Origin of the sequence: uncultured Haliea sp. (assembly GCF_963973825.1) — a bacterium.
GTDB lineage: Bacteria > Pseudomonadota > Gammaproteobacteria > Pseudomonadales > Halieaceae > Haliea.
Genome location: NZ_CAXBAE010000002.1, coordinates 348,337 through 373,442 on the forward strand (window position 1 = coordinate 348,337; position 25,106 = coordinate 373,442).

Consider the following 25,106-nt stretch of genomic DNA (forward strand, 5'->3'; position numbering starts at 1 on the left):
GGCCCTCATCACCCCTGATGTCGATGACCGGGGACACGCCGCAGTTGTTGCCGCAGCCCGGCAAGATGCTGGCGATAGGCAGCGGCGTCGCGGGGGGCGCCCCCGTACTCGAGTTGTTCGAAGGCGTCGATAAACTGCATGGCCCAGCCTGCCAGCTGTGGGGCTTCCCGCGCTACACGCCGCCCGAAGCTGCCCGGCGCTTCACCCGTTGCACGCGTCATACCCCGGCGACGCATCTGCTCACAGAACTCCAGAAACAGCCGCTGCTCCGGTGGCAGGGGCCGAGGCCGGCGACGCTGCAGCAGCAACCAGCCGACCGGCACTAATACCACCACGCCACTGAGCAGAATCGCACCGGCAAACACCGGGGCGCGTATGCTTCCGAACAGGTCCTGCAGCAGGCGGTACTGCGCTTCGCCGTCGAAGCCGGTGACCCAGCTCTGCCATCGGTAGGTGAGCGCATCGTAGCGCAGACGCAGCATGTTGACCCAGTTGACGCCCCGGTAGCGCAAGGGCGACAGCGGTGAGTTGGCGAGGAAACTGCCCTCCGCCGCCACCGCTTCTTCAAGCCCCAGCTCAATACGGTCGGGCGACACCGCCGCCGTGGGGTCGATACGCACCCAGCCCCGCCCTTCCAGCCAGACCTCTGCCCAGGCATGCGCATCGAACTGGTGAACGATGACCGTGCGATTCACGGGATTGATCTCACCCCCCTGGTAGCCGGCGACAACACGCGCCGGTACACCCGCCGCGCGCATCATGACCACAAAGGCGTACGCATAGTGCTCGCAGAATCCGCGCCGGGTCTGCAGGAGGAACTGATCCATACTGTTCTCTGCTGTCAGCAGAGGTGGCTGCAACGTGTAAACGAAGGGCTCATCACGGAAATACTGCAGTACCGCATCGACAAAGGCGGCGCTGTCAGCCGCCCCATCGCGGAGGCGCTGCGCCAGCGCGCGAGTCGCCGGGTTGTCCTGCACCGGAAGCGCCAACTCGGTCTCGCGGCGCCAGTCCGAGAGTTCGGGATCCAGTGGTGTGCCGGGCCAGCTGCGCACCCGGTACTGTAATTGCTCCTCGATCTCTACCGGGGAGTAAAGACGATAATCCGCGGTGCTGAGGATGCCTCGCTGGGCCGGCTGGGCATAGCGCAGGCTGTACAGCCAGTTCTGCTGGGTGGGCAGCATGAGAACGGTGTACGCCAGCGGCTCGCCCTCGGGCTCGACAGCCGGCGGGCGCAACTCAAGCCCCGGTAACTCGTTGTAGCGCAGGCTCCGCCAGGCACCCTCCTCCAGCACGCTGAATACGAGTCCCCGCCAGTAAAGCTCGGACTTCGGGGGGATATCGCCCTCGAACTGCACGCGGAAGGCCACGTCATCGGACTGACTAAGCTCGGAGATATCCCCGGGCCGCATAAAGTCGCTGACCCCCGTTTTCGCGGCGTGACTCTTCACCGGCACCGTCCACAATGGCCCAATGCGGGGAAACAGGAAGAACAGTACCAGCATCAGCGGAAACGCCTGCGCCAGCATCAGCGCGGGCAGACGCAGGCTGCCCAGCCGGAAGTGGTCCTCGCGAGGGCGATGCAGCGCCACCAGACCGGTGGTGACCAGGACCAGGGTGAACAGGGAATAGAGAACGAACAGGATATCCTGGCTGAACAGGAAGCCGATCACACAGATAAAATAGCCAAGGAACAGCAGCACATAGGCGTCCTTGGGTTTCACCAGTTCCAGCAGTTTGAAGGCGAAGGCTATGAGCAGCAACGCCACTGTGGGCTCAAGCCCCAGCAGGTTGCCATAGCTCAGGAACACAGCGACACACCCCCCCAGCGCGAGCGAGGCCCGCACCAGACGGCCGGGAAAGGACGCTCGCCCCTGGAACACCAGCAGACGCCATACCGCCGTCCCCAGGTACACCAGCACCAGCCAGAGTGGCAGCCGCAGGAGGTGCGGTGCGAGCAGGGCAAACTGGCTGATGATGATCCACACCAGCGCGTTGCGGGGAATGAGGGTGCCGGCGGCGGCTGCACGCTTCACGAGGCTGCTGCACCATGCTGATACAGGGCCAAGGCCGCCAGTACTCGGTCCTGGTGAGCCTCCCCCGATGCCGGAGCGATATCGACGCCCGGCAGGGTAAGGCCGTAGTCCTCGCCGCGCTTCTCCAGAGCCAGCGCCCAGTAACAGAGATAGGAGAGACGCTGCTCCGTGGCAATACCGGGGAATGCCTCCCAGTCCAGCCAGGCGGTGCGACTGGCATAGGCAGCGTAGACCTTGGACTGCAACGAGTGCCCCCTGGCCACCGCTTTCCAGTGCACCTGCCGCAGCGAGTCACCCGGGCGGTAGCTGCGAAAGCCGTGAAAATCATCGCTGCCTGCGGTCTCTCGCGCATTGCCCTCCGGGCGCCCGCCGTCGCCACCCGGAGGGGCTGTGGTCGGCAGGGGCCTGGGATACACCAGGGCCTGCAAATCCAGGTCCAGCCACGTCCAACAGCGCAGCAATCCGAGCGGGTAGCGGCTTTCCAACAGCAGGCGTCCGGGATTGTGCCAACCCCGATTGCCCACGGGGACATACAGCGCCACTTCGCAGCTCTCACGGTCAGCCAGGCTCACAACGCTGTCGCTGCCCTGCGGCCAACTGAGGCGCAAGGCATAGTGCGCGGCCTTGCCTGAGCGCTGCAGGCGCAACCTGAACTCACTGCGTTGCCCCGGAAACGCCGGTGTCGCCGACAACGCGTGCAGGGTCAGCCCCGCGAGGTTGGCATAGGTATGCAGGATGGACACCACGAACAGCGTGGCCAGCAGAAATGCGACGGCATACGCCATATTGTTCTGGTAGTTGATCGCTGTGAGCAGGATCAACAGCAGCAGTACGAAAAAAAACAGGCCGGGCAGCGAGGGGAAAATGAAGATTCTGCGCTGGTCCAGGGTAACCGACCTCGCCGGAGGGATGCGCCGGTCGAGCCAGCGCGAGAACTGCCGGCTGAATCGCCCGCTTTCCGCTGCGCTACGGGCTGTTTCGACAGCGTTCACCGGCATCAGGGCCGGATCACGTCCACGCTGCGTTGCAGGAGGTCAACCAGCGCGTGACCATCGCCGGCGTAATCACCGCTGGGCACCAGGCGGTGCGCCGCCACCGCCGGCAGTACTGCCTGCAGGTCTTCGGGCACCACATGCTGTCTGCGGTTCATGAACGCCCAGGTACGCGCGCAGTTGAGCAGCGCCAGCGCCCCGCGCGGCGACAGCCCCACGGCAAACTCGGGACGCTCGCGGCTGAAACCCACCAGGCGCTGCAGGTAATCGAGCAGACTGTCAGCGACATGCACGTCGCCGGCCGCTGCGCGGCAGGACTGCAGTTCCTCGGGTGAGAGACAGCGGCGCAGAGCGGCCTCCGGTGACTGCTGTGCAGCGCCAGCAAGGAGCATCCGCCGCTCAGCCTGGGGATCCGGGTAACCCAGTTGCAGGCGCATGAGGAAGCGATCCAGCTGGCTTTCCGGCAGCGGGTACGTGCCGGACTGATGAATCGGGTTCTGGGTGGCAATCACGAAGAACGGTTGTGGCAGGCGCCGCGTCTCGCCCTCCACTGTGACCTGCCCCTCCGCCATTGCCTCCAGAAGCGCACTCTGGGTGCGCGGCGTGGTGCGATTGATCTCATCCGCCAGCAGTACCTGCGTGAATATGGGACCGGGGTGAAAGGTAAAGCTTGCGTCGTTGCGGTCGTACACCGAAACACCAAGGATATCTGCGGGAAGCAGGTCGCTCGTGAACTGGACCCGCCGGTATGCGAGGCCGAGCACGGCGGCCAGGGCATGCGACAGCGTGGTTTTGCCCATCCCGGGCAGGTCCTCTATCAGCAGATGCCCGCGCGCGAGAAGACAACACAGGGCCAGCCTGATCTGCGCCTCCTTGCCCAGCAACGCCTTGCCAACCTCGGCCACCGCGTCGTCAATGGCGCCTACTGTATCCATACTGTTGCTCCTGCCCCTTCATGCTGCATTAGCAAGGTAGTACGCGGGAAATGCGTTTTCAGCCCGCCGCGGCGAGACCGCGCTGCAGATCCCTGCGCAGATCGGCCACATCCTCCAGCCCTACCGCGACCCGGATCAGGCCATCGCTGATACCGGCAGCGGCCCTCTGCTCGGCACTGAGGCGCCCGTGGGTCGTGGTCGCGGGATGCACGATGGTCGTTTTCGCATCCCCAAGATTGGCCGTCAGCGAGAGTATCTGTGTTGCATCGATACAGCGCCAGGCAGCAGCCTGACCACCCCGCACCTCAAACGACAACACGCCGCCGAAGGCGCTCTGCTGACTGGCGGCCAGCCCATGACCCGGGTGACCGGGCAAGCCGGCGTAATAGACACGCTGCACCTGCGGCTGCTGCTGCAGCCACTGGGCGAGTTCAAGTGCCGCCCGCGAGTGCGCCTCCATACGCAAGCGCAGTGTTTCCAGCCCCTTGAGGAAAACCCAGGCGTTGAAGGCGCTCATGGTGGGCCCGCAGGTGCGCAAGAAAACCACGACCTCGTCCATCAGGGCACGCGCGCCAACGACAGCTCCACCCACGCAGCGCCCCTGGCCGTCGAGGTATTTGGTGGCCGAATGTATGACGATATCCGCACCCAGCGCCAGCGGTCGTTGCAGGGCCGGCGTACAGAAACAGTTGTCGACCACCAGTAATGCATTGTGCCCGTGGGCGAGCTCCGCCAGCGCGCGAATGTCGGCCACTTCGCACAGCGGGTTGGACGGGGTTTCCAGGTACAGGAGACGCGTTTCCGGACGCAGCGCCGCGCGCCACTGATCAGTTGCGAGCAGCGGCACGAAGTCCACACTGACGCCGAAACGCGTCATGTAGCGTGCAAACAGGTTGGTTGTCGTCCCGAACACATCGCGGGAGCAGATCACATGGTCGCCGGCTTTCAGTAGCGCCATGCAGGTACTGAGTATGGCGGCCATGCCGGACGCCGTCGCCACCGCAGCTTCTCCACCTTCCAGTGCTGCGAGACGCTCCTCGAAGCTACGCACCGTCGGGTTGGTGTAGCGCGAATAGACGTTCCCGGGGGACTCACCGGCAAACCGCGCCGCGGCCTCTGCCGCGGAGCCGAATACGTAGCTGGAGGTGGCAAAAATGGGCTCGGAATGTTCGCCCTCGGCTGTGCGGTGGATACCGGCGCGAATGGCGAGCGTATCCAGCCCTGCACCTGCCAGGGGGTCATCGTGATCGTTCATAGTGCCTCAGCTGACGTCATTGTGAATCCCCACCACGGTGCCTTCGGCAAGCACCCGCGCCCGGCTGCGGCTTTGCGCATCATCATTGCGCAGCGCTTCGATACGCTCGAGGTATGCCTGATCGACATCCCCGGTCGGGTATTCACCGTTGAACACAGAGCAGTCAAAGCCCATCGCGCTCTTGTTGCCCTCCCGGGAGCAATTGATCAGGTCATCGAGATCCTGATAGACCAGCCAGTCCGCGCCGATGGCGTCACAGATTTCCTCAACGGTGCGCCCGTGTGCAATAAGCTCCGATGCGGATGGCATGTCGATGCCGTATACGTTCGGGTAGCGCACGGGGGGTGCCGCTGAGGCGAAATACACCTTGTTCGCGCCGGCATCACGCGCCATCTGGATGATCTGCCGGCAGGTGGTGCCGCGGACGATAGAATCGTCCACCAGCATCACATTCTTGCCTTCAAACTCGAGGGGCACCGGGTTGAGCTTCTGCCGCACTGACTTCTTGCGCTGGCTCTGGCCAGGCATGATGAATGTGCGTCCAATGTAGCGGTTTTTCATGAAACCTTCGCGAAACTTGATCCCCAGTTCCGATGCCAGTGACTGCCCGGCGATACGGCTGGTATCGGGAATCGGTATCACGACGTCGATGTCGTGGTCGGGCCGTTCGCGAAGCACCTTACGTGCCAGCGCCTCGCCCTGGCGCATGCGCGTCTTGTAGACCGAAATGCCATCCATCAGCGAATCGGGCCGCGCAAAATACACGTGCTCGAAGATGCAGGGGCGAAGCTGCGGGTTTTCCGCACACTGGCGACGATGCATTGCACCGCGGCTATCAATGAACACGGCCTCCCCCGGCGCGACATCGCCCAGCATGCGAAACCCCAGCACATCCAGCGCCACGCTCTCCGACGCCAGCATGTACTCGTCACCGGCGTCGGTCTTGCGCACGCCGACGACCAGTGGCCGGATACCCAGCGGGTCACGGAATCCCACCACGCCATAGTCGACGATGAGGGCGACGGCGGCGTAGCCACCGCGGCAGCGCCGGTGCACAGCGGTCACCGCCTGGAAGACATCCTCCGCGGTCGGGCTGAGCTTGCCCAGCGTCTGCAGTTCGTGGGCGAAAACGTTGAGCAACACCTCCGAGTCCGAGTCGGTATTCAGGTGTCGCAGGTCGTCCTGGAACAGCTCCCGGGTGAGCTGTTCTGAATTGGTCAGGTTGCCATTGTGCGCGAGCGCGATGCCGTAGGGCGAATTGACATAGAACGGCTGGGCCAGCGCGGTGCCGGAGCTGCCCGCTGTCGGGTAGCGCACATGACCGATACCCATGGGCCCTTTGAGGCGCTGCATGTGGTCCTGGCGGAAGACATCACGCACCAGTCCCTCGCTCTTGCGTTGCGTAAAGCGTCCACCGTGACAGGTCATTATCCCGGCAGCATCCTGGCCCCGGTGTTGCAGCACCGTCAGTGCGTCGTAGATATCAGGGCCTACCGTGCCCTTGCCCACCAGTCCTACCAGCCCACACATTCCGCATTTTCCTCGTTGTCAGAGACTCACCGCCGGCAGCCGACCGGCATTGAAATCGCCCAGACGCTGCATGGCCCATTCGAGCAGCGCGTCAACCTGAGGCATCAGATAGGCCTGATGCAGCCAGACCTGGTCGCGCGGCGGCAACAATTCCCGGACCAGAAAGACCAGGACCAGCACAATAATGACACCGCGCGCAAAACCGAAAATGGTCCCCAGCAGGCGGTCGAGCGTTCCCAGCCCGGTCGCCTTGACCAGCTGCGCCAGGAGCAGACTGACCAGGCCGGTACACAGTAAAACCCCGACCAGGATCAGCAGCCACGCGGCAATGTAGCGAGCGGTCAGGTTGCTGATCAGCCCCGTCAGCCGCGACGCCAACTCGCCAGCGAACACATAGGCCAGTACAAACGCTGCAATCCAGCCCGCCAGGGAGAGCGCCTCGCGGGTAAACCCCCGCAGCAGACTGAGCAGCGTCGACAGGCCCACGATCGCCACAATCGCCCAATCCACCCAGGTGAGCGCGTCAATGTTCAGCACTGTGCCTCCCGCCATCGCCTGGCCTGCGGGGGCGGCAGTCTATCAGTTTGATTCACCACACCAAAGTCAATGAGCCGCGTCATCAGGGTAAATACCGCCGCACTAAGGACTTGACGCCAAACTCGGCATCGACCTGCGGGCGCAGGTTATCGAGACGGGCGCGTTCAAACTTGGGGCCAACGTTGACCCGGTACATGGTCCGGCCACCGACGTTTACCGGGTCCACCCAGGCCTTTTCACCCATGGCCTCAAGTCGCTGCCGCAGCGCCTCGGCCTTGTCCTGGCTGCTGACGCTGGCCACCTGCAGCATCCACGCAATGGGCACACCCTGGCCATCCAACTCTGGCTGCTCCGGCGCCTCATCGCGTGTTTCACCGGGCGCCGGCAGCGCCGTCGGCTCTGCCGTTTGCGGCTCGGCTGGCGGACCGCCGGGATCAGCCACCTCAATCTCTGCACCCACCTCGGCCACCGGCGCTGTCCAGTCCATGGTGTCGCCGCCCTCCACGGCATCTGTCTCTGCCTCCAGCGCGCCTTCAAGTTCGGGTGAAGGCCGCATACCCGCGGGATCCGGCGCGGCAATGGGCGTGGTATCCACCTGCGGTCGGGGCGGAATGCGCAGGTCCTCGATACTGCCATCGGGTTGTGGGTCAACGAAAATGATGGGCCAGAAAATCACCCCTAGCGCGACCAGTATCAGCGCACCAACGAGGCGTTGCTTGAGGATATCGTTCACGGACTACGCCTTTTCCCGTTCTCGCGCCAGCCAGGACATGGCCGCCGCAACTGTGTGGAAGGAGCCGAATACCAGCAGCCGATCACCTGCTGCTGCAACGCTGCGCGCCCGCGCGAGGGCCTGACGCAGGTTGCGACTGACACTGATCATGCCTTCGCCCGCGGCGCGCAGCTGGGCCGCAATGCCAGCAGCGGTCGCGGCGCGGGCGTTGCCTGGCTGGTCTGCCAGAAACCAGCCGTCTACCTCACCGCGCATGAGTTGCAGCATGCTGGGAATATCCTTGTCCGCCATCGCGGAGAAAACCGCGATCGTCTTTTGCCCACAGGGCCTCTGCTGCAGAAACTCAACCAGCCTGGCCACTGCCGCGGGATTGTGCGCCACATCCAGAACGAGCTCGACGCCGCCCACGATCATTGCCTGCCGCCGTCCCGGCACCTGCAGCGCAGGGAGTATTGCCTGCGCCTCCACATCGGACACTGGATACCCGAGACACTCCAGTACCTGCAGCGCAGCGTAGAGATTTTGCGCCAGCAACGCCGGGTTCTGCGACAGCGGCAGCCGACGTCGCGTGCCCTCTGTGCCACTCACCCAGCCGTCCCACTCCTGCATCGCGGGCTCGACACCGAACGCCTCACCCAGCCAGTAGGCGCTGGCGCCACTGGCCATAACGGCCTCGGCCAGCCCCGCAGGCACCTCGCTGCAGGCAATCACAGCGGGGATGTCCGGCCGCAGGATTCCCGCCTTTTCACGCGCAATAGCATCCAGGCTGTCTCCCAGCCAATCCTGGTGATCCAGCGCAATACTGGTTATCACAGCGACATTGGGGTCGACGATGTTTACCGCATCGAGGCGACCACCGAGGCCAACCTCGAGCACCACAACGTCCACTGCCTCGCGCTGGAACAGCAGCAGGCCAGCCAGGGTGGCAAACTCAAAGTACGTGAGCGAAATGTCGCCCCTCGCGACATCAATGGCCTGCAGCGCGGAGACAATCCCGGCGTCATCCGCTTCGCAACCACCGATGCGAATGCGCTCATTGAAGCGTAACAGGTGCGGCGAGGTGTACACGCCGGTGCGAATACCCTTGTGCGTCAGCAGCGCCTCAAGTGCACCGACCACAGACCCTTTGCCGTTGGTCCCTGCGACGGTAACCACGGGCACGGAGACCGGCAGCAACTGGAGGCGGCGAGCCACAGCCGCAACACGCTCCAGGCCCAGTTCGATTTCCCGCGGGTGCAGCGCTTCAAGCCGCGCCAGCCATTCGGCCAGCGATTGCTCAGTCATCCGTGCGGTCGATACTCTCTGCTGACCCGGTGGCGTCTGCACTGCTGGCATCATCCTCGGCGTCCTCAGGCGATAGAGGGACCTGGCCGGTAAATTTGCCCAACAGCCTGGCCAGCGTGTCGCGCATGTCGTTGCGATGCACAATCATGTCTATCGCACCGTGCTCAAGCAGGAACTCGCTGCGCTGGAAGCCTTTGGGCAGCTTCTGGCGAATGGTCTGTTCGATGATATTCGGGCCGGCAAACCCCGCCCGCGCGTCCGGCTCGGCAATGTTCACATCACCGAGCAGCGCCAGTGAGGCGGACACGCCGCCATAGATAGGATCGGTCATCACGGACACGTAAGGCACACCAGCAACTTTCATGCGCTCGATGACCGCGCTGGTCTTGGCCATTTGCATCAAGGAAATCAGCGCTTCCTGCATGCGTGCCCCACCGGACGCCGAAAAACACACCAGCGGAATCCGCTCCTTGAGTGCGAGTTGCGCCGCGCGGGTGAACTTTTCGCCCACCGCGTAGCCCATGGAGCCACCGTGGAAAGCGAATTCGAAGGCGACAGTGACCAGGGGCATACCCTGCAGCGTGCCGCGCATGGCGACCAGTGCGTCTTTCTCGCCGGTGGCCTTCTGTGCCGCAGAGAGCCGATCGCGGTAACGCTTTTTATCGCGGAACTTCAGTCGGTCAACGGGCTCGATCTCCGCCAGGATCTCCTGCCGTCCCTCCCGGTCGAGGAAGATGTCCAGACGCCGCCGGGCGCCGATGCGCATATGGTGATCACATTTCGGGCAGACGTCGTCGTTGCGCTCTACATCAGGCCGATACAACACGGCATCACATTTGACGCACTTCTTCCACAGTCCCTCGGGCACGCTGGAGCGGCGGGCACCCTCTTCCTTGCGCACTCCAGAAGGCAGTATCTTGTCAATCCAGCTCATGGCATCCCCCGTTTGGTGGCACCATTATAGACGCCGCCGGCGCCTTCTAGGAAGCGATGCTGTCCAATCCCGCGCGGATACTCGCAACCAGCTCCGTTGCCGCCTTGAGCAATTCCTCCTGACTCGCGCCCTGCGCCGCCGCCCGGGCGATGGTATCCACCAATGCGCTGCCGACTACCACTCCGTCTGCGGCAGCGCCCACCCGGCGTGCCGAATCGGCATCCTTGATCCCGAAGCCCACAGCGAGTGGCAGCGTGGTGGCCTCGCGAATGTGTGCGAGGTGCTGCGCTACATCCTCGGCATCCAGGTGTCCCGCGCCGGTGACGCCTTTCAGCGCCACGTAGTAAATGAAGCCGCTGGCCTGATCCACGATCGACTGGATGCGCGCCTTCGGGGTGGTGGGTGCCACCAGGAAAATGTTGTCCAGGCCCACGCGGTGCAGCTCGGCGTTGACGCCGGCAACCTCCTCCGGGGGAATATCGACGGTCAACAGCCCATCCAGACCGACCGCCGCCGCCTGGTCAGCAAAGCGGGCGTAGCCCATGTGCTCGACCGGGTTGGCATACCCCATGAGCAACACCGGTGTTTCCGAGTCACGCTCGCGGAACGTTGCGACCATGGCAAGCGCATCGCGCAGGCGGGCGCCACTGGCAAGAGCGCGCTCGTGGGCCTTCTGTATGACCGGTCCCTCGGACATGGGATCCGAGAACGGCACACCCAACTCGATGATGTCCGCGCCGGCGTCCACCAGGGCGTGCATCAGCGGCACCGTACTGGCGAGATCGGGATCTCCCGCCACGATATAGGGCACCAGCGCCTTCCGGCCCTGGGCGGCGAGCTGCTGGAAGCGCCCGGCTATCTTGCTCACTGCATATTCTCCTCGTGATACCTGTTCAGAAGTCGATACCGTCGATATCGGCTACCGTATGTATGTCCTTGTCGCCGCGACCGGACAGGTTGACGATAATCGTCTGCTCCGGCGTCATGGTGGCGGCCAGCCTGCCGGCGTAGGCCAGGGCATGGGCGCTCTCCAGGGCGGGCATGATGCCCTCCGTGCGCGTCAGGTCGTGGAACGCTGCCAGCGCTTCGGCATCGTCTGCCGTAACGTAATTCACCCGACCGACGTCCTTGAGCCAGGAGTGTTCAGGCCCTACACCGGGGTAGTCAAGACCGGCAGACACGGAGTGTGTGTGCATGATCTGGCCGTCCTCGTCCTGCATCAGGTAGGTGCGATTGCCATGCAGTACACCGGGCGTGCCCGCTGTGAGCGGTGCGGCGTGCTCTCCGGTGGCAACGCCGTGGCCACCGGCCTCCACACCGTACATGGCGACAGACTCGTCCTCAAGGAAGGGATGAAACAGGCCGATGGCATTGGAGCCACCGCCCACACAGGCGACCAGTGCGTCGGGCAGACGCCCGGTTTGCGACAGGGACTGGGCCCGCGCCTCGCGACCGATGACGCACTGGAAATCGCGCACCAGCATCGGATAGGGGTGTGGGCCTGCCACGGTGCCAATGATGTAGAAGGTATCGTCAACGTTGGTCACCCAGTCACGCATGGCCTCGTTCATGGCGTCCTTGAGGGTGCGGGAGCCCGAGGTGACCGGCACGACCGTGGCACCAAGCAGTTTCATGCGGTACACATTGAGCGCCTGGCGCCGCACATCCTCTTCCCCCATGAACACATGGCACTCGAGGCCCAGGCGCGCGGCAATCGTCGCTGTGGCCACACCGTGCTGCCCGGCACCCGTCTCGGCAATCACGCGCCGCTTGCCCATATGCTTGGCCAGCAGCGCCTGCCCTACCGTATTGTTGACCTTGTGCGCGCCCGTGTGGTTCAGGTCCTCACGCTTGAGCAGGATGCGAGCGCCGCCGACCCGGTCGGACCAGCGACGCGCCTCGTAGAGTGGCGAAGGCCGCCCGACATAGTGTGCGAGGTCCTCGTCCAACTCGCGCTGGAACTCCGGGTCGTCAGCGAGCCTGCGGTACAGGATCTCGAGTTCAGAGAGTGCCGACATGAGCGTTTCGGCGACAAACTTGCCGCCATATACGCCGAAGCGACCATCGGCATCGGGAACCGAGGCAAAGAGTTTCGTGTTGATATCCGTTGTCATGAGGTCTTCCCCTGCTAAAGTCAGCTGTGCACGGCGGCGATGAAACGCTGTATTTTCGCCGCGTCCTTGATTCCAGGCGCGCTTTCCACGCCACCGCTTACGTCCACGGCGGCGGGTTTCACGGCAGCGACAGCGGCGGCGACATTGTGCTCATCGAGGCCACCTGCCAGCACCAGTGGGCGCGGCAGCTGCGCGGGTATGGTCGACCAGTCAAAGGTCTGCCCGGTGCCGCCGGGAACACCCGGCTGCCAGCTGTCCAGCAATAACCCCCTGGCGCCCGGATAGCCTGCCGCGACAGCCGCAACGTCCATGCCCGGCCGCATCCGCAAGGCTTTCAGGTAGGGGCGGTCGAACTGGGCGCAAAAGGCCGCGGATTCGTCGCCATGAAACTGTATGCAATCTACGGGTACGCGCTGCAGAGTGCCATGGATTTCATCTGCACTGGCATCAACGAACAAGGCCACAACCGAGACAAAGGGCGGCAACGCCGCAACTATCTCGGCAGCCAGGGACAGGTCGACACAGCGCTTGCTCGGTGCATAGAACACCAGTCCGATGGCATCTGCTCCGGCTGCACTGGCCGCTAGGGCATCCGCGACACGGGTAATGCCGCAAATCTTGACAAGGGTTCTGGCCACAGTACCGATCGGTGATTGCCTGACGAAGGCGGCGGATAATAGCAGACCCGGGGGCGCAGTGTCTTTAACCCGGCAAAACAAGGGGTCCGGGGGGCGTGGCAGGCAGGCCAAACTGGGATGGGTAGCGGACATCCACCAGGTAAAGGCCCTCTGCGGGTGCGGTTTCGGCTGCGCGCGTGCGATCCCTGCCCTGCAACAGCTCCGCAATCCAGTCCAGCGACTGCTCGCCACTGCCGACGGCCATCAGGCTGCCTGCGATATTGCGCACCATGTGGTGGAGAAAGGCATTGGCTTCGATATCAATGACCAAGAGCTCACCGTAGCGTTGCACGGTGCAATGATTGACGCAGCGAAACGGTGTGCTGGACTGGCAGGCGGCGGCGCGAAACGCACTGAAATCCTGCTCGCCGAGCAATGCCTGCGCTGCGGTGTGCATGCGCTCCGCCTGCAGCGGCTTTCTCTGCCAGGTCAGCTGACGGTGGCAGAGGGCCGGACGCACAGTGCCATTGGCGATGATGTAGCGGTAACGTCGGGCCAGGGCGGAAAACCGGGCGTGAAAGGTCTCCACCACTGGCTGCGCCCAATGTATGCGAATGTCCGGCGGCAGGTGGCTGTTGCCACCCAGCACCCAGGCTTTCGCGGTGCGGGCACAGGGGGCGTCGAAATGAATAATCTGGGCGTGGCCGTGCACCCCCGCGTCTGTGCGGCCAGCACAGTGGACCCGCACAGGTTGCGCGGCAACGCGCTCAAGCGCACGCTCCAAAGCGCCCTGCACGGTCGGTGAAGGGGATTTGAGCTGCGCCTGCCAGCCGTGGTAGGCACTGCCGTCGTACTCTATGCGACAGGCAATGCGGGTCCCGGAAGGAAGCGATGTACTGGCGAATACCTGATCTGCGCCTGAATCAGCCAAGCCTCTCGAGCAACTCCCGTGCTTCCTGCTGCTGATCAGCACTTCCGCCCGACATCACCTCGTCGAGGATTTGCCGTGCACCATCGTCATCGCCCATATCGATGTAGGCCCGTGCCAGGTCCAGCTTGGTCGACATCGGGTCGCCGTCATCGGCGAACACAAAGTCGTCCTCACTGCTGTCGCCACCGCTGCGGGCCTTCTCGAAGTCGGCGGAGAGATCCAGGTCTTCAACACTGCCATCCTCGATTTCAAGATCGAGGAATTCCGGTTCTTCGTCTACGGAAGGGACCAGTGCATCGCGCGCATCGAGGCTGCCCAATTCATCGAGTTCAGGCAGCTCTGCCGAGAGGTCATCGGCCTGCGTCGCTGTGGCCCTGGGTGCGGGCTCGTCATTGAGATCGGACAGGAACCCGCTGTCCTCAAGATCCCCACTGAGGTCGCTGGCGGACGAGAAATCCGCGGGCTCTCCGGTACGCTCGCCTGCGCCCGACAACCTGGCATCTGCCAACAGCTGCTCAGCCCGGGCAATACTGTCTGCATCGCCGATGCGCTGCAGTTCCATCATCTGCTGGTCGGCTTCATCGCGGTCGCCCATTTCCGCCGCAAGGCCGAGCAGTTTCAGGTGGTACGAAGCGTTGTCCGGGTCGGTTCTGGTCGCCTTGCGCAGCAATTCCATCGCCTGGCTGTAGCGCCCGTAGGCAATGTAGATATCTGCCTCGGCGAGAGCATCTCCGGCATCAACGTCGGAGGCGTATTCATCGTGCTTGCGCTCACCGTAGCCGCGCTGCCCGCCGCGCTGCAGGGTTGTATCGTCCCCGGACGCAGCCGGCGTTGCGGCCGGTTCGGCATCGCTGCTCTCGTCATCGAACTCAACCGCGTGGTCCTGCAGTTGGATGTCGTCAAAGGCATCGGCTTCTTTCTGCCGTGGACGAGCGACAGGCACCAGCGCGGCAGGTTCCTCGCTTGTGTCATTCTGCCGACGTCGCCACATCAGCCCGCCGAGCAGCAGCGCCAACAGCCCGCCACCCGCGACATAGGGCCAGACGCCCATGCCCCCTGATGCCTCTGGAGCTACGGGTTGTGGCTGTGGCTGTGGCTGCGCCTCCGCTACAGACGGCACCGGTGGAACCGCCGCGGGCTCAGCCGCCGCTGCGCTGGACGACGATGCCTCCGCCGCAGCGAGAGCCTGCTGCAGAGAGGCAATTTCAGCGTCTTTGACCTCAACCATGCGCTCCAGCGCGTCCAGACGTTCGGTGAGGCGAGTCAACTGTTCCGCAAACGCATCACGCTCACCCTGCATGGCCTCGGCGTCTGCCGCGGAAACGGGCGCACTCTCGGTTGCGGCACTGGCGGCATTGCTCGCAGCATCGCTGTCGGTGGCGGCCGCGCCATCACCAGTACTGTCCGGGGTGGTAGCGTCATTCGCCGCGCCTGCGGAAATCCGCAGCGCCGGCCCGGCAGACGAGGGCGTGGAAGCCCTGCCGGCGCGCCAGTCTTCATTCTGCTGACGCACTTCTGCGAGTACAGCCGCGACATCGGTCTCACTGGCATTGACATCGCTGCTATCCGGCAGGTAGATGATGTAACCCGCCTTGATGCGATTGATATTGCCGTCAATAAAGGCATCCGGATTCAGGCGCTGTATTTCCAGCATGGCCTGCTGCACGGAAATGCCCTCCGGGCGGGCACGCTGTGCAATGGTCCACAGCGTCTCGTCGCGGCGAATCATGTAGCGGGCACCTGGCGCCGGCTCGGCAGCGGTGCCTGCGCTAAAATTTCGTTCGGGCATCGCCCCCGGCGCGAGGCTGGATTCGCGCATGCCCACGCGTGTGCCCTCCGGGACCGCCTCGACCTCAGTGGCGGCGGGTTCTGGCGTACCCTCCACTTCAGCCACGCGACGCGAGGCCGACACCGTCGTGCCCTGGGACTCAAAAGCAGGTGGATCGACGAGCACCGTGTAGTTACGCAGTAAACGGCCGGACGGCCAGCGCGCTTCAACGATGAAGTCGAGGTAGGGTTCGAGTACCGGATCTTCCGAGGTGAGGATGATCTTGCCGCGACCGTTCCTGTCCACCTGGACTTCGAAGCTGATGCCCGTCAGGAAATAGGCGCGGTCGATGCCGAGCCGGTCGAAGTCGTCTGCCGTCGCCAGCCTGACGCGGATCTGGTCCTGGTCGAGGTTACCAACATCCAGCAGACCCACTTCCGCCCGCAACGGTTCGTTCAGAAACGAGTTCAGCGAGAGTTCGCCAAGCCCCAATGCCCAAACAGAACCTGCTTGCAGGCACCCCAAGGCTGCCAGTGCTACTGCCAACCGCTTCTTTCGAGCCATAAACACGCCTTGTTATGCTCCCCTGCCATCCCCTGAGCCGTCTTTTACGCAGCCCGAGCCCCTTTATGACGACTCCGAAGATACCGCAAGTATGTTGTAACGCAAAGGTTTAATCAATATAACCCCGGATAAGTGCCTCGGCAATCTGGATGCTGTTCAGCGCGGCACCCTTGCGCACGTTGTCGGATACAACCCACAGGTCCAGCCCGCGGGGATGGGAAATATCCTCCCGAATCCGGCCAACAAACACGGCGTCCTTGCCGGCGGACTCTGTCACCGCAGTCGGATAACCCCCATCGGCGCGCTCATCAAGCACCGTGATTCCCGGAAAATCCTCCAGCAGCTTGCGCGCGGCGGCAGCCGAGATTTTTTCGCGCGTCTCGATATGCACCGCTTCGGAATGGCCGAAGAACACCGGCACGCGCACGCAGGTGGGGTTGACCTGAATGCTGTCGTCACCAAGGATTTTCTGCGTCTCCCAGACCATTTTCATCTCCTCCCGGGTGTAGCCATTGTCCTGGAAGGTGTCGATGTGCGGCAGCACATTGAACGCTATCTGCTTGGGGTACACCTCACAGTCAATAGACTGCCCGTTCAGCAGGCGCGCGGTCTGCCCCGCAAGTTCCTCGATAGCCTCTTTGCCGGTGCCAGACACCGCCTGATAGGTACAGACATTGATGCGCTCGATACCGACGGCATCGTAAATGGGCTTCAGGGCAACCAGCATCTGAATCGTGGAGCAGTTGGGGTTGGCAATGATGTTGCGTTGGGTATAGCCAGCGAGTGCCGGCAGATTCACCTCCGGCACCACCAACGGAATGTCCGCATCGCGCCGGAAATGGGAGGTGTTGTCGATAACGATACAGCCCGCTGCAGCGGCTTTCGGCGCAAACTCTTCCGATATGCTGCCACCGGCGGAGAACAGGCCGATCTGCACCTGGCTGAAGTCGAACTCGGCAAGATCCGTCACGCGCACCGATTTGCCGCGAAACGTCACGGTTTTGCCCGCCGAGCGCGCGCTGGCCAGCGGATACAGCGTACCCACCGGAAAATCACGCTCTTCAAGTATCGACATCATGGTCTCGCCGACCGCGCCGGTAGCACCGACGACGGCAACGTCATACTGCTTGCTCATAAAAAACCTCGCATTTCTGTGTGAAGGTTCAACCGCGCAGCGCCGCCACAACGGCAGCACCCATGTCGCGGGTTGACACCGCGCGCTGGCCGGCGGCGGCGATATCGGGCGTGCGCAGCCCCTGGTCGAGCACGTCGCTCACCGCCTGTTCGATGGCGGCGGCGGCGTCTGCTTCGTCAAGGGTGTAGCGTAACATCATTGCCACCGAGAGGATGGTTGCCAGTGGGTTGGCCTTGCCCTGCCCTGCGATATCGGGCGCCGAGCCATGGCAGGGTTCGTACATGCCGCGGCCATTCTTGTCCAGAGAGGCAGACGGCAGCATGCCGATGGAGCCCGTCAGCATGGCAGCGGCATCTGACAGAATGTCGCCAAACATATTGCCCGTTACCATGACGTCAAACTGTTTTGGGGCCCGCACCAGCTGCATGGCGGCATTGTCGACGTACATGTGGCTGAGTGCCACGTCAGGATAGTCCCGCGCCACCTCCTCCATGACCTCTCGCCAGAGCACAGTGACTTCCAGTACGTTGCTCTTGTCGACCGAGCAGACGCGACGGTCACGCTGCCGCGCAAGGCCAAATGCCAGGTGCCCGATGCGCCGGATTTCCGACTCCGAGTACACATAGGTGTTAAACCCTTGCCGCTCGCCGTTTTCCAGCGTCCGTATGCCGCGAGGCTCGCCGAAGTAAATGCCACCCGTCAGCTCGCGTACGATGAGAATATCCAGCCCCGCCACCACCTCCGGCTTCAGGCTGGAGGCATCTGCCAGCTGCGGATACAGGATCGCCGGACGCAGGTTGCCGAACAGCTCCAGCTGCGAGCGCAGACCCAGCAACCCCCGTTCTGGCCGCAGATGCCGTTCCACGTTGTCCCACTTCGGGCCGCCCACGGCGCCCAACAGGATCGCATCCGCGTCCCGCGCAGCTTGCAGCGTGGCATCGGGCAGCGGCACCCCGTGTTCATCAATGGCGGCGCCGCCCAGCAAACCGTGTTGCAGAGACAGGCCGAGGGTGAAGCGCTCGTTCACCGTCTCCAGGACCCGCACCGCTTCCGTCATGATTTCGGGACCGATGTAGTCCCCCGGCAATACCAGAATCCGTCGTGCCATGTTAAACCGGCCCCCTGCCGATCATGTTGAACAACCAGGGTGACTGCTCCCGCCACCGATCCTCGAACTGCCGGATCGCGGCCGCGCTTTCCAGCGTCACCCCGATATCATCCAGGCCCTTCAAGAGACAGTGTTTACGCGCCACATCAACCTCGAAGCGAAGCACCTCCCCGATGGGTGTGCGCACGGTCTGCGCTTCCAGGTCGATTGCCAGCCGGTAGCCCTCTTCCGCGTAGAGCGCAGTGAACAGCTTGTCCACGGTTGCCGCCGGCAGTACCACGGGCAGGATCCCGTTCTTGAAGCAATTGTTGTAGAAGATGTCGGCGAAGCTGGGCGCGATGATACAGCGAAAGCCGTAGTCCTCGAGCGCCCAGGGCGCATGCTCCCGACTCGACCCACAGCCGAAGTTTTCCCGCGCGAGCAGTACAGTGGCACCTTGATAGCGCGACTGGTTCAGGGGAAACGCGGGATTCAGCGGGCGCCCGCTGCAGTCCTGCCCGGGCTGCCCCTCATCGAGATAGCGCATTTCGTCGAACAGGTTGGGCCCGAAACCGCTGCGCTTGATCGACTTCAGAAACTGCTTGGGGATGATCATGTCGGTATCGACATTGGCGCGATCCATGGGCGCGACCAACCCCTCCAGCACGGTAAAGCTCTTCATTGGATGGGCTCCTGCAGGTTGCGAATGTCGACGAAGTGGCCAGCGATGGCGGCAGCGGCTGCCATGGCCGGACTCACCAGATGGGTGCGTCCGCCGATGCCCTGGCGCCCCTCGAAATTCCGGTTGGAGGTGGACGCACAGTGTTCTCCGGCACCCAGCTTGTCGGCATTCATGGCGAGACACATGGAGCAGCCCGGCTCGCGCCATTCCATACCCGCGGCAAGGAAAACCTCATGCAGGCCCTCCGCTTCGGCCTGCGCCTTGACCTGGCCGGAGCCGGGCACCACCAGTGCCTGCTTCAGCGTGGATGCAACGTGCCGGCCACGCACCACGGCCGCAGCGGCGCGCAGGTCCTCGATCCGGGAATTGGTGCAGGAGCCGATGAACACGCGGTCGAGGCGAATATCCGTAATCGCCATACCCGGGGTAAGGCCCATATACTCGATGGCACGTTGTGCTGCGCTGCGCTGGGTGGCGTTTTCCATGCTCTCGGGGTCCGGCACGCGCCCCGTCACCGGAAGCACCATCTCCGGTGAGTTGCCCCAGGTGACCTGCGGCAGGATGTCTTCCCCGCGCAGGGTGACAACCTTGTCGAACACCGCGTCTGCGTCACTGTGCAAGTCGGCCCAGGCCGCTTGCGCCGCGTCCCACAGGGCACCGGAAGGCGCGTAGGTCCGACCCTTGACGTAGTCGAGCGTCGTCTGGTCGACGGCGATCATGCCCATGCGGGCACCCGCTTCGATCGACATATTGCACAGTGTCATCCTGCCTTCCATAGTCAGGCTGCGCACCACCTCGCCGGCAAACTCTATCGCGTAGCCCGTACCCCCCGCCGTGCCAATGTGGCCAATGACGGCCAGCGCAACATCCTTGGCGGTCACGCCTGGCTGCAAGCAACCGTCAACCCGAACCAGCATGTTCTTCATTTTCTGCTGGATCAGGCATTGCGTCGCCAGCACGTGTTCCACTTCGGACGTACCGATACCGTGCGCGAGCGCGCCGAGTGCGCCGTGGGTGGAGGTGTGGGAGTCGCCGCACACGACGGTCATGCCCGGCAGCGTGGCACCCTGCTCCGGCCCGACCACGTGCACGATTCCCTGCCGCACATCATTGATGGGGATCTCTACAATGTCGAAATCCCGACAGTTGTCGTCGAGTGTCTGGACCTGCAACCGCGATACCTGGTCGCGGATGCCGGCAACTCCGCCCCCCCGCTCCTCTCGTGAGGTCGGCACATTGTGGTCGGGCACCGCCAGGTTGGCGTCCAGCCGCCACGGCTTGCGCCCCGCGAGGCGCAGCCCCTCGAATGCCTGCGGCGACGTCACCTCGTGGATCAGGTGTCGATCGATGTAGATGAGCGCGGAACCGTCCTCACGCTCTTCCACCAGATGGTTGCGCCACAGTTTGTCGTACAGTGTCAGCCCGGCCATGCTTTGCTCCCCCACGAGGGTGTGTCCAAGGCGCAAATAATAAGCTTGACCGGATGATTACTCAAATTTATTATTTTTATGAATATCATTCCTTATAGGAATCTCTTTGGATATCCAGAACCTGCAGGCTTTCCTCCTGGTCGCCGAAGAAGGCTCGTTTTCCCTTGCGGCTGAGCGCCTGCACCTGACCCAACCGGCGGTGAGCAAGCGCATTGCGTTACTTGAACAGAGTCTGGGCAGCGCGCTGTTTGACCGCATAGGGCGACACACCACACTGACCGAGGCAGGACAGGCCCTGCTGCCGCACGCGCGCACCATCACCCAGCAGCTGTTCAGCGCGGAACGGGCGGTGCGCGATCTGTCCGGGGACGTGGCCGGCGAATTACGGCTTGCCACCAGCCACCACATCGGCTTGCACCGCTTACCACCGGTGCTCAGCGCATTCAGCAAGGCTCACCCCGCCGCCCACATCGACATCGAGTTCACCGATTCCGAACAGGCCTACGATCTGATTATGCAGGGGCGCTCTGAACTCGCCGTGGTCACACTGGCGCCGGAAGACGACGACAGCGTGATTACGCGCCCGATCTGGCCCGACCCGCTGGTGTTTATGGTCGCCATCGACCACCCGCTCGCCGTTACGGGTGGACTCTGCAGCCTCGCGGATCTCGCCGCGCACCCCGCGATCCTGCCCGGACTGAATACCTACACAGGACAGATCATCAAGCGACTGTTTGCCGAACACCGGCTGGAACTCAGGGTCTCCATGGCCACCAACTATCTGGAAACCATCCGCATGATGGCGGCCGTGGGGCTGGGTTGGACGGTGCTGCCCGCCACTATGCTCAACGACGAGCTGTGCGCCCTGCCGGTCCGCAGCATTACACTGCAGCGTACCCTGGGACTGGTGTATCACCGCGGCCGCAGCCTCTCGCGTGCGGCGAGGGCGTTTATCGCGGTACTGGAATCCTGCGCCAATGATCCCGCGGTACAGCGCTAGCGCTATTCACCAGCGAGCAGGCTGGCGGCCGGCGGCGGGCGTTTCCATATGCCCTCATGGTCAGGCAGGTAAAAGGTACCATTGAAGCGCACGACCACACCGTCGGGGCCACTGATCAGGCCGCTGGCGAACCCGAAACGACGCTTGACGCTCACCTGCAAAACGTCTGCCTGCAGCCACTGGCCACGTTTTCCTGTGCTGACAAAATCCAGGGAGAGATTGATGGTGGGGCTGCCCGCATCGCGCCCGGCCGCGTGGTTGACGCCGCTCGCCGCAGCGATATCTGCCAGCGTTGACAGCACACCGCCGTGGCAAATGCCCATCACGTTACAGTGTTGAGCCTCTACCCTGAGGCCGAAACTGACGCCGGACGTGCGGATACGCCGATAGCAGGGCTGCAGCGTATCGGTGTAGCCCAACCCGCTGGGCAGGCGCTCAAAACCCTCCGGCACCCTTACCTGGCTTTCGGTATCCGACATCTACCCTGCTCCCTCATCCAGCGGCATGATCAGAATATGCCCATCTCAAGGCCCGCGGCAAACCCCGCTCCGAGCTCGCGCGCCCGCGCCTCGAGGTCGGGGGTGACCGGTCCGCGACAGACCACAGGTTCCACTGCCTCACGCATGGGAAAGCCCGAGAGAATACGCTGAGCCTGCCGGACGGCGCCACGGCCATCGTTCCCCGCGCTGAGCAGCAGGGCGCAGGGCAATACACGCTCGCGCTCACCCACGGGGTAGAAGGTACGATCCAGGAAGTCTTTCATGCCGCCGCTCAGGCCACCTGAATTCTCCGCCGCGACCAACAGCAGGCCATCCACAGCCAGAATATCCTGTGAACCGGCATCCCAGGCCCTGCACAGTGTCACCGTGATCCCGTCCGTGGCTTCCGCGCCCCCCCGCGCCGCCGCAGCAAGCCGCGCACTGGCGCCGCTCTGGCTGTGGTAGACAACTAGCAGACGGGGCACAGGCAACCTCCAGACACCGGACCTCTGCGGCTATCGCCCTTGAGGAAGAACCCTGCTGCCGGCATCAGACACAGCTTATCCACAGAACAGCCTGTGGATAAGTCTGGGGACATTCCGTTTCGGCACCAACCCACCCTTTTTAGCCTCGGCACTTCGTCGCTGAAAATATTTGATTTTTTAACTTTAATTATCATTGAGTTATGGTGTATATATAATGCTAATTCTATTAACAGACGCCCTGCTAACAAACGATTTGACCGGTGTCAATAAGTGTGGACAAAAAAATCGACCATGTTTGCAGGCACTCACCGGCGGACCCACGGGCTCGCTGGCTTCCCGGCGTCTGGCTGGGTGATCCGCCAGCATTGATGAATTTTTGGGTTGCGCTGAAAATCGGGGTCCAGCGTCGCCCGGGTGATATCTTCACAGTGGTAACTGCTGACCAGGTCCGGATCCAGGCGAAAGCCCCGGCGGTTATTGGAGAAATACAGTACGCCCCCGGGCCGCAGGCGGGCCAGTGCCGCCCTGACCAACGCACCGTGATCCCGCTGCACATCAAAACTTCCCTCCACTTTCCGTGAATTGGAAAAAGACGGCGGGTCCAGCAGAATCAAGTCATAGCGCTGCGTGCTTTCCTGCAACCAGGACAGGCAATCGGCACGCACGATGTGATTGCGGCTCTCGTCCAGCCCATTCTGCGCCAGGTTTTTGCGCAACCAGGCCAGGTAGGTATTTGACAGGTCGACACTGGTGGTGGTGCGGGCGCCCCCCAGGGCCGCATGCACGGTGGCCGTGCCGGTGTAACAGAACAGATTGAGGAAGTCGCGCCCCGCAGCCTCCTTGCCCAGCCGCAGCCGCAGCGGTCGGTGGTCCAGAAAAAGGCCGGTGTCCAGGTAGTCGTGCAGGTTGACGAGCAGCCGCGCGGCCCCCTCGCGCACGGTCAGGAGCTCTCCGTCGGTGCCCTGCTTCCGGTATTGTTCATCCCCGCGCTGCCGCTGGCGCACTTTGTAGGCGACGTCGGCGGCTGCAACGCCCAGTGCCTGGGGTAGTGCGGCTCTGATCTCGTCCAGGCGGGTGGCGGCTGCCTGCGGGTCTACACCAGCCGGGGCCTGATACTCAGCGACGTGAACTCGCGTGCCGTAGAGGTCGACCGCGACGGCGTACTCCGGCATATCCGCGTCGTACAGCCGATAGCATTCGATACCTTCCCGCTTCACCCAGGCGGCGAGGCGGCGACGATTCTTGCGCAGGCGATTGGCAAACATCTGCGCACCGGGCGACAGTTCGGCGCCCTGCTCGTCCAGGCTGGCGGCGACACCCGCACCGGCCGGCGCTACCGGCGGCCGGTCGCTGACCCGGTTGTCGGTGAGATCGAACAGCAACAGGCAGGCTTCCAGGGCGCCGTTCCAGAGCGTGTACTGCTTGTGGCTGCGCAGCCCGGTGGCGCGCCCCAGTGCCTTGTCACCGGTAAAAATCGCGGCCTGCCAGCCCTTGAACTCCCGCGCCAAGGTCTCGCCAAGCTCTCGGTAAAGGTAAGGCAGGCTGTCGCGATCCCCCAGACGTTCGCCGTAGGGTGGGTTGCACACGATGAGGCCCTGGGGCAACGGCCGGTGTGTGGGTTTGCTCAATTCTGCCAGCGGCCGGCAGCTGACCCGTACCGCGTCCTGCAGACCTGCGCGCGCGATGTTCTCCTGCGCGCGCCGCACCACGGCGGCATCGGCATCATAGCCACGCATTTCCGGCAGCTGCGCCTCCCTGCCGCGCTGCGCCCGGCCCTGCGCATCTGCCAGCAAGGCTTGCCACTGGGCTGCATTATGCCCTTGCCAGCGCTCGAATCCGAAGCGCTCCCGGCCGAGCCCGGGGGCAATATCCGCCGCCATCATGGCCGCTTCCAGCAGCAGGGTACCGGACCCGCACATGGGGTCAATCAGGGCACCGCCGCGCGCTGCCATGCCTGGCCAGTCCGCACGCAGCAGAATCGCTGCGGCAAGGTTCTCCTTGAGGGGCGCCGCCCCCGCCTGCAGGCGGTAGTTGCGTCGGTGCAGGCTGCCGCCCGACATGTCCAGCGCCAGCAGCGCGCCATGCCGTGACAGTCGCACATTGAAGCGCAGATCCGGATTGCGCCGGTCTACCGAGGGGCGCTCGAGGCCCTGCTCTGTAAACCAGTCAACAATGGCATCTTTACAGCGCTGGGCGCCAAACTGGGTGTTTCGGATCTGTGCGTTTTCACCGGTGAAGTCGATGCTGAATGTCTGCTCAGGAGAGAAGACGTCACGCCAGTTCAGCGCATGCATGCCGCGGTACAGCGCATCGGCATCACCGGCGTCGAACTTCCCCAGCGGCAAGAGCACGCGGTTGGCCAGCCGCGACCAGAGGCAGGCCCTATAGCCCATGGCGAGGGGGCCATCGAAATACACGCCGGCGACGGTTTCCCGCGCGCTGCTGGCTCCAAGGGCGAGCATCTCGTCGCGCAGCAGCCCTTCCATGCCCTTGGGACAGGTGGCGAACCACTGCCGGTTGGCCGTGGCCGGCTGCAGTGGGGAGGCAGGTGATGTTGGCGCGGGCCTTGGCATGCAAC

At 63.6% G+C, this 25,106-nt stretch carries 22 protein-coding genes; 1 reads left to right on the forward strand and 21 read right to left on the reverse strand.

Annotated features, from left to right (window positions below):
* Nucleotides 1-8 precede the first annotated feature (8 nt).
* From AACZ17_RS04110 to leuC, 18 genes are all read right to left on the reverse strand, one after another.
* Complete coding sequence (locus AACZ17_RS04110) at nucleotides 9-2,036, reverse strand: DUF3488 and transglutaminase-like domain-containing protein (RefSeq protein ID WP_290739519.1); 2,028 nt, start codon at nucleotides 2,034-2,036, stop codon at nucleotides 9-11.
* A complete protein-coding gene (locus tag AACZ17_RS04115; protein WP_290739522.1) occupies nucleotides 2,033-3,034 on the reverse strand; it encodes a DUF58 domain-containing protein in 1,002 nt (333 codons plus the stop codon). The genes AACZ17_RS04110 and AACZ17_RS04115 overlap by 4 nt, the downstream gene beginning before the upstream one ends.
* Complete coding sequence (locus AACZ17_RS04120) at nucleotides 3,034-3,963, reverse strand: MoxR family ATPase (RefSeq protein ID WP_290739525.1); 930 nt, start codon at nucleotides 3,961-3,963, stop codon at nucleotides 3,034-3,036. Before AACZ17_RS04120 ends, AACZ17_RS04115 begins: the two co-directional genes overlap by 1 nt.
* Nucleotides 3,964-4,021: 58 nt before the next feature.
* Complete coding sequence (locus AACZ17_RS04125; protein WP_290739528.1) at nucleotides 4,022-5,218, reverse strand: O-succinylhomoserine sulfhydrylase; 1,197 nt, start codon at nucleotides 5,216-5,218, stop codon at nucleotides 4,022-4,024.
* Between the two features lie 6 nt (nucleotides 5,219-5,224).
* Entirely contained in the window at nucleotides 5,225-6,748 is a 1,524-nt protein-coding gene (purF, locus tag AACZ17_RS04130; RefSeq protein WP_290739531.1) for an amidophosphoribosyltransferase, read from the reverse strand.
* A gap of 18 nt (nucleotides 6,749-6,766) precedes the next feature.
* Entirely contained in the window at nucleotides 6,767-7,285 is a 519-nt protein-coding gene (locus tag AACZ17_RS04135; protein ID WP_290739534.1) for a CvpA family protein, read from the reverse strand.
* Nucleotides 7,286-7,367: 82 nt separating this feature from the next.
* The gene (locus AACZ17_RS04140; protein ID WP_290739537.1) at nucleotides 7,368-8,018 is read right to left on the reverse strand and encodes an SPOR domain-containing protein; all 651 of its coding nucleotides are present in this window, start codon (nucleotides 8,016-8,018) and stop codon (nucleotides 7,368-7,370) included.
* Between the two features lie 3 nt (nucleotides 8,019-8,021).
* The gene (gene folC, locus AACZ17_RS04145) at nucleotides 8,022-9,302 is read right to left on the reverse strand and encodes a bifunctional tetrahydrofolate synthase/dihydrofolate synthase (RefSeq protein ID WP_290739540.1); all 1,281 of its coding nucleotides are present in this window, start codon (nucleotides 9,300-9,302) and stop codon (nucleotides 8,022-8,024) included.
* Nucleotides 9,295-10,236: an acetyl-CoA carboxylase, carboxyltransferase subunit beta gene (accD, locus tag AACZ17_RS04150; protein ID WP_290739543.1), complete on the reverse strand. Its 942-nt coding sequence runs from the start codon at nucleotides 10,234-10,236 to the stop codon at nucleotides 9,295-9,297. Before accD ends, folC begins: the two co-directional genes overlap by 8 nt.
* A 46-nt stretch (nucleotides 10,237-10,282) precedes the next feature.
* Nucleotides 10,283-11,104, reverse strand: a complete 822-nt coding sequence (gene trpA / locus AACZ17_RS04155; RefSeq protein WP_290739546.1) for a tryptophan synthase subunit alpha — start codon at nucleotides 11,102-11,104, stop codon at nucleotides 10,283-10,285.
* Nucleotides 11,105-11,129: 25 nt separating this feature from the next.
* A complete protein-coding gene (gene trpB, locus AACZ17_RS04160) occupies nucleotides 11,130-12,350 on the reverse strand; it encodes a tryptophan synthase subunit beta (RefSeq protein ID WP_290739549.1) in 1,221 nt (406 codons plus the stop codon).
* Nucleotides 12,351-12,370: 20 nt separating this feature from the next.
* Entirely contained in the window at nucleotides 12,371-12,988 is a 618-nt protein-coding gene (locus tag AACZ17_RS04165; RefSeq protein WP_290739552.1) for a phosphoribosylanthranilate isomerase, read from the reverse strand.
* A gap of 64 nt (nucleotides 12,989-13,052) precedes the next feature.
* On the reverse strand, nucleotides 13,053-13,898 hold the full coding sequence (truA, locus tag AACZ17_RS04170) for a tRNA pseudouridine(38-40) synthase TruA (protein WP_290739555.1): 846 nt from the start codon (nucleotides 13,896-13,898) through the stop codon (nucleotides 13,053-13,055).
* A complete protein-coding gene (locus AACZ17_RS04175; RefSeq protein WP_290739558.1) occupies nucleotides 13,891-16,230 on the reverse strand; it encodes a FimV/HubP family polar landmark protein in 2,340 nt (779 codons plus the stop codon). The genes truA and AACZ17_RS04175 overlap by 8 nt, the downstream gene beginning before the upstream one ends.
* A 109-nt stretch (nucleotides 16,231-16,339) precedes the next feature.
* On the reverse strand, nucleotides 16,340-17,365 hold the full coding sequence (locus AACZ17_RS04180) for an aspartate-semialdehyde dehydrogenase (protein ID WP_290739561.1): 1,026 nt from the start codon (nucleotides 17,363-17,365) through the stop codon (nucleotides 16,340-16,342).
* Nucleotides 17,366-17,393: 28 nt separating this feature from the next.
* Nucleotides 17,394-18,473 carry a 3-isopropylmalate dehydrogenase gene (gene leuB / locus AACZ17_RS04185; RefSeq protein ID WP_290739565.1) on the reverse strand — a complete coding sequence of 360 codons (1,080 nt, stop codon included), beginning with the start codon at nucleotides 18,471-18,473 and terminating at the stop codon, nucleotides 17,394-17,396.
* Nucleotide 18,474: 1 nt separating this feature from the next.
* Nucleotides 18,475-19,134: a 3-isopropylmalate dehydratase small subunit gene (leuD, locus tag AACZ17_RS04190; RefSeq protein WP_290739568.1), complete on the reverse strand. Its 660-nt coding sequence runs from the start codon at nucleotides 19,132-19,134 to the stop codon at nucleotides 18,475-18,477.
* Nucleotides 19,131-20,564 carry a 3-isopropylmalate dehydratase large subunit gene (gene leuC, locus AACZ17_RS04195; RefSeq protein ID WP_290739571.1) on the reverse strand — a complete coding sequence of 478 codons (1,434 nt, stop codon included), beginning with the start codon at nucleotides 20,562-20,564 and terminating at the stop codon, nucleotides 19,131-19,133. Before leuC ends, leuD begins: the two co-directional genes overlap by 4 nt.
* 106 nt (nucleotides 20,565-20,670) lie before the next feature.
* Between leuC and AACZ17_RS04200 the strand changes: the two genes are divergently transcribed.
* Nucleotides 20,671-21,564 (forward strand): LysR family transcriptional regulator, encoded by an 894-nt coding sequence (locus AACZ17_RS04200; protein ID WP_290739574.1) that lies wholly within the window; start codon nucleotides 20,671-20,673, stop codon nucleotides 21,562-21,564.
* A gap of 2 nt (nucleotides 21,565-21,566) precedes the next feature.
* On the opposite strand, the gene AACZ17_RS04205 is transcribed toward AACZ17_RS04200, so the two are convergent.
* From AACZ17_RS04205 to rlmKL, 3 genes are all read right to left on the reverse strand, one after another.
* Nucleotides 21,567-22,043 (reverse strand): PaaI family thioesterase, encoded by a 477-nt coding sequence (locus AACZ17_RS04205; protein ID WP_290739577.1) that lies wholly within the window; start codon nucleotides 22,041-22,043, stop codon nucleotides 21,567-21,569.
* A 29-nt stretch (nucleotides 22,044-22,072) separates the two neighbouring features.
* Complete coding sequence (locus AACZ17_RS04210) at nucleotides 22,073-22,528, reverse strand: NAD(P)H-dependent oxidoreductase (RefSeq protein ID WP_290739580.1); 456 nt, start codon at nucleotides 22,526-22,528, stop codon at nucleotides 22,073-22,075.
* Nucleotides 22,529-22,833: 305 nt separating this feature from the next.
* Complete coding sequence (gene rlmKL, locus AACZ17_RS04215; protein ID WP_290739583.1) at nucleotides 22,834-25,101, reverse strand: bifunctional 23S rRNA (guanine(2069)-N(7))-methyltransferase RlmK/23S rRNA (guanine(2445)-N(2))-methyltransferase RlmL; 2,268 nt, start codon at nucleotides 25,099-25,101, stop codon at nucleotides 22,834-22,836.
* Nucleotides 25,102-25,106: the final 5 nt, after the last annotated feature.

What these genes read in the sequence shown, in the direction of transcription:
- AACZ17_RS04115 (WP_290739522.1), bottom strand. Translation starts at nt 3,034, where the DNA reads ATGCCGGTGAACGCTGTCGAAACAGCCCGTAGCGCAGCGGAAAGCGGG.
- AACZ17_RS04120 (WP_290739525.1), bottom strand. Translation starts at nt 3,963, where the DNA reads ATGGATACAGTAGGCGCCATTGACGACGCGGTGGCCGAGGTTGGCAAG.
- AACZ17_RS04125 (WP_290739528.1), bottom strand. Translation starts at nt 5,218, where the DNA reads ATGAACGATCACGATGACCCCCTGGCAGGTGCAGGGCTGGATACGCTC.
- purF (WP_290739531.1), bottom strand. Translation starts at nt 6,748, where the DNA reads ATGTGTGGGCTGGTAGGACTGGTGGGCAAGGGCACGGTAGGCCCTGAT.
- folC (WP_290739540.1), bottom strand. Translation starts at nt 9,302, where the DNA reads ATGACTGAGCAATCGCTGGCCGAATGGCTGGCGCGGCTTGAAGCGCTG.
- accD (WP_290739543.1), bottom strand. Translation starts at nt 10,236, where the DNA reads ATGAGCTGGATTGACAAGATACTGCCTTCTGGAGTGCGCAAGGAAGAG.
- trpB (WP_290739549.1), bottom strand. Translation starts at nt 12,350, where the DNA reads ATGACAACGGATATCAACACGAAACTCTTTGCCTCGGTTCCCGATGCC.
- AACZ17_RS04175 (WP_290739558.1), bottom strand. Translation starts at nt 16,230, where the DNA reads ATGGCTCGAAAGAAGCGGTTGGCAGTAGCACTGGCAGCCTTGGGGTGC.
- AACZ17_RS04180 (WP_290739561.1), bottom strand. Translation starts at nt 17,365, where the DNA reads ATGAGCAAGCAGTATGACGTTGCCGTCGTCGGTGCTACCGGCGCGGTC.
- leuB (WP_290739565.1), bottom strand. Translation starts at nt 18,473, where the DNA reads ATGGCACGACGGATTCTGGTATTGCCGGGGGACTACATCGGTCCCGAA.
- leuD (WP_290739568.1), bottom strand. Translation starts at nt 19,134, where the DNA reads ATGAAGAGCTTTACCGTGCTGGAGGGGTTGGTCGCGCCCATGGATCGC.
- leuC (WP_290739571.1), bottom strand. Translation starts at nt 20,564, where the DNA reads ATGGCCGGGCTGACACTGTACGACAAACTGTGGCGCAACCATCTGGTG.
- AACZ17_RS04205 (WP_290739577.1), bottom strand. Translation starts at nt 22,043, where the DNA reads ATGTCGGATACCGAAAGCCAGGTAAGGGTGCCGGAGGGTTTTGAGCGC.
- rlmKL (WP_290739583.1), bottom strand. Translation starts at nt 25,101, where the DNA reads ATGCCAAGGCCCGCGCCAACATCACCTGCCTCCCCACTGCAGCCGGCC.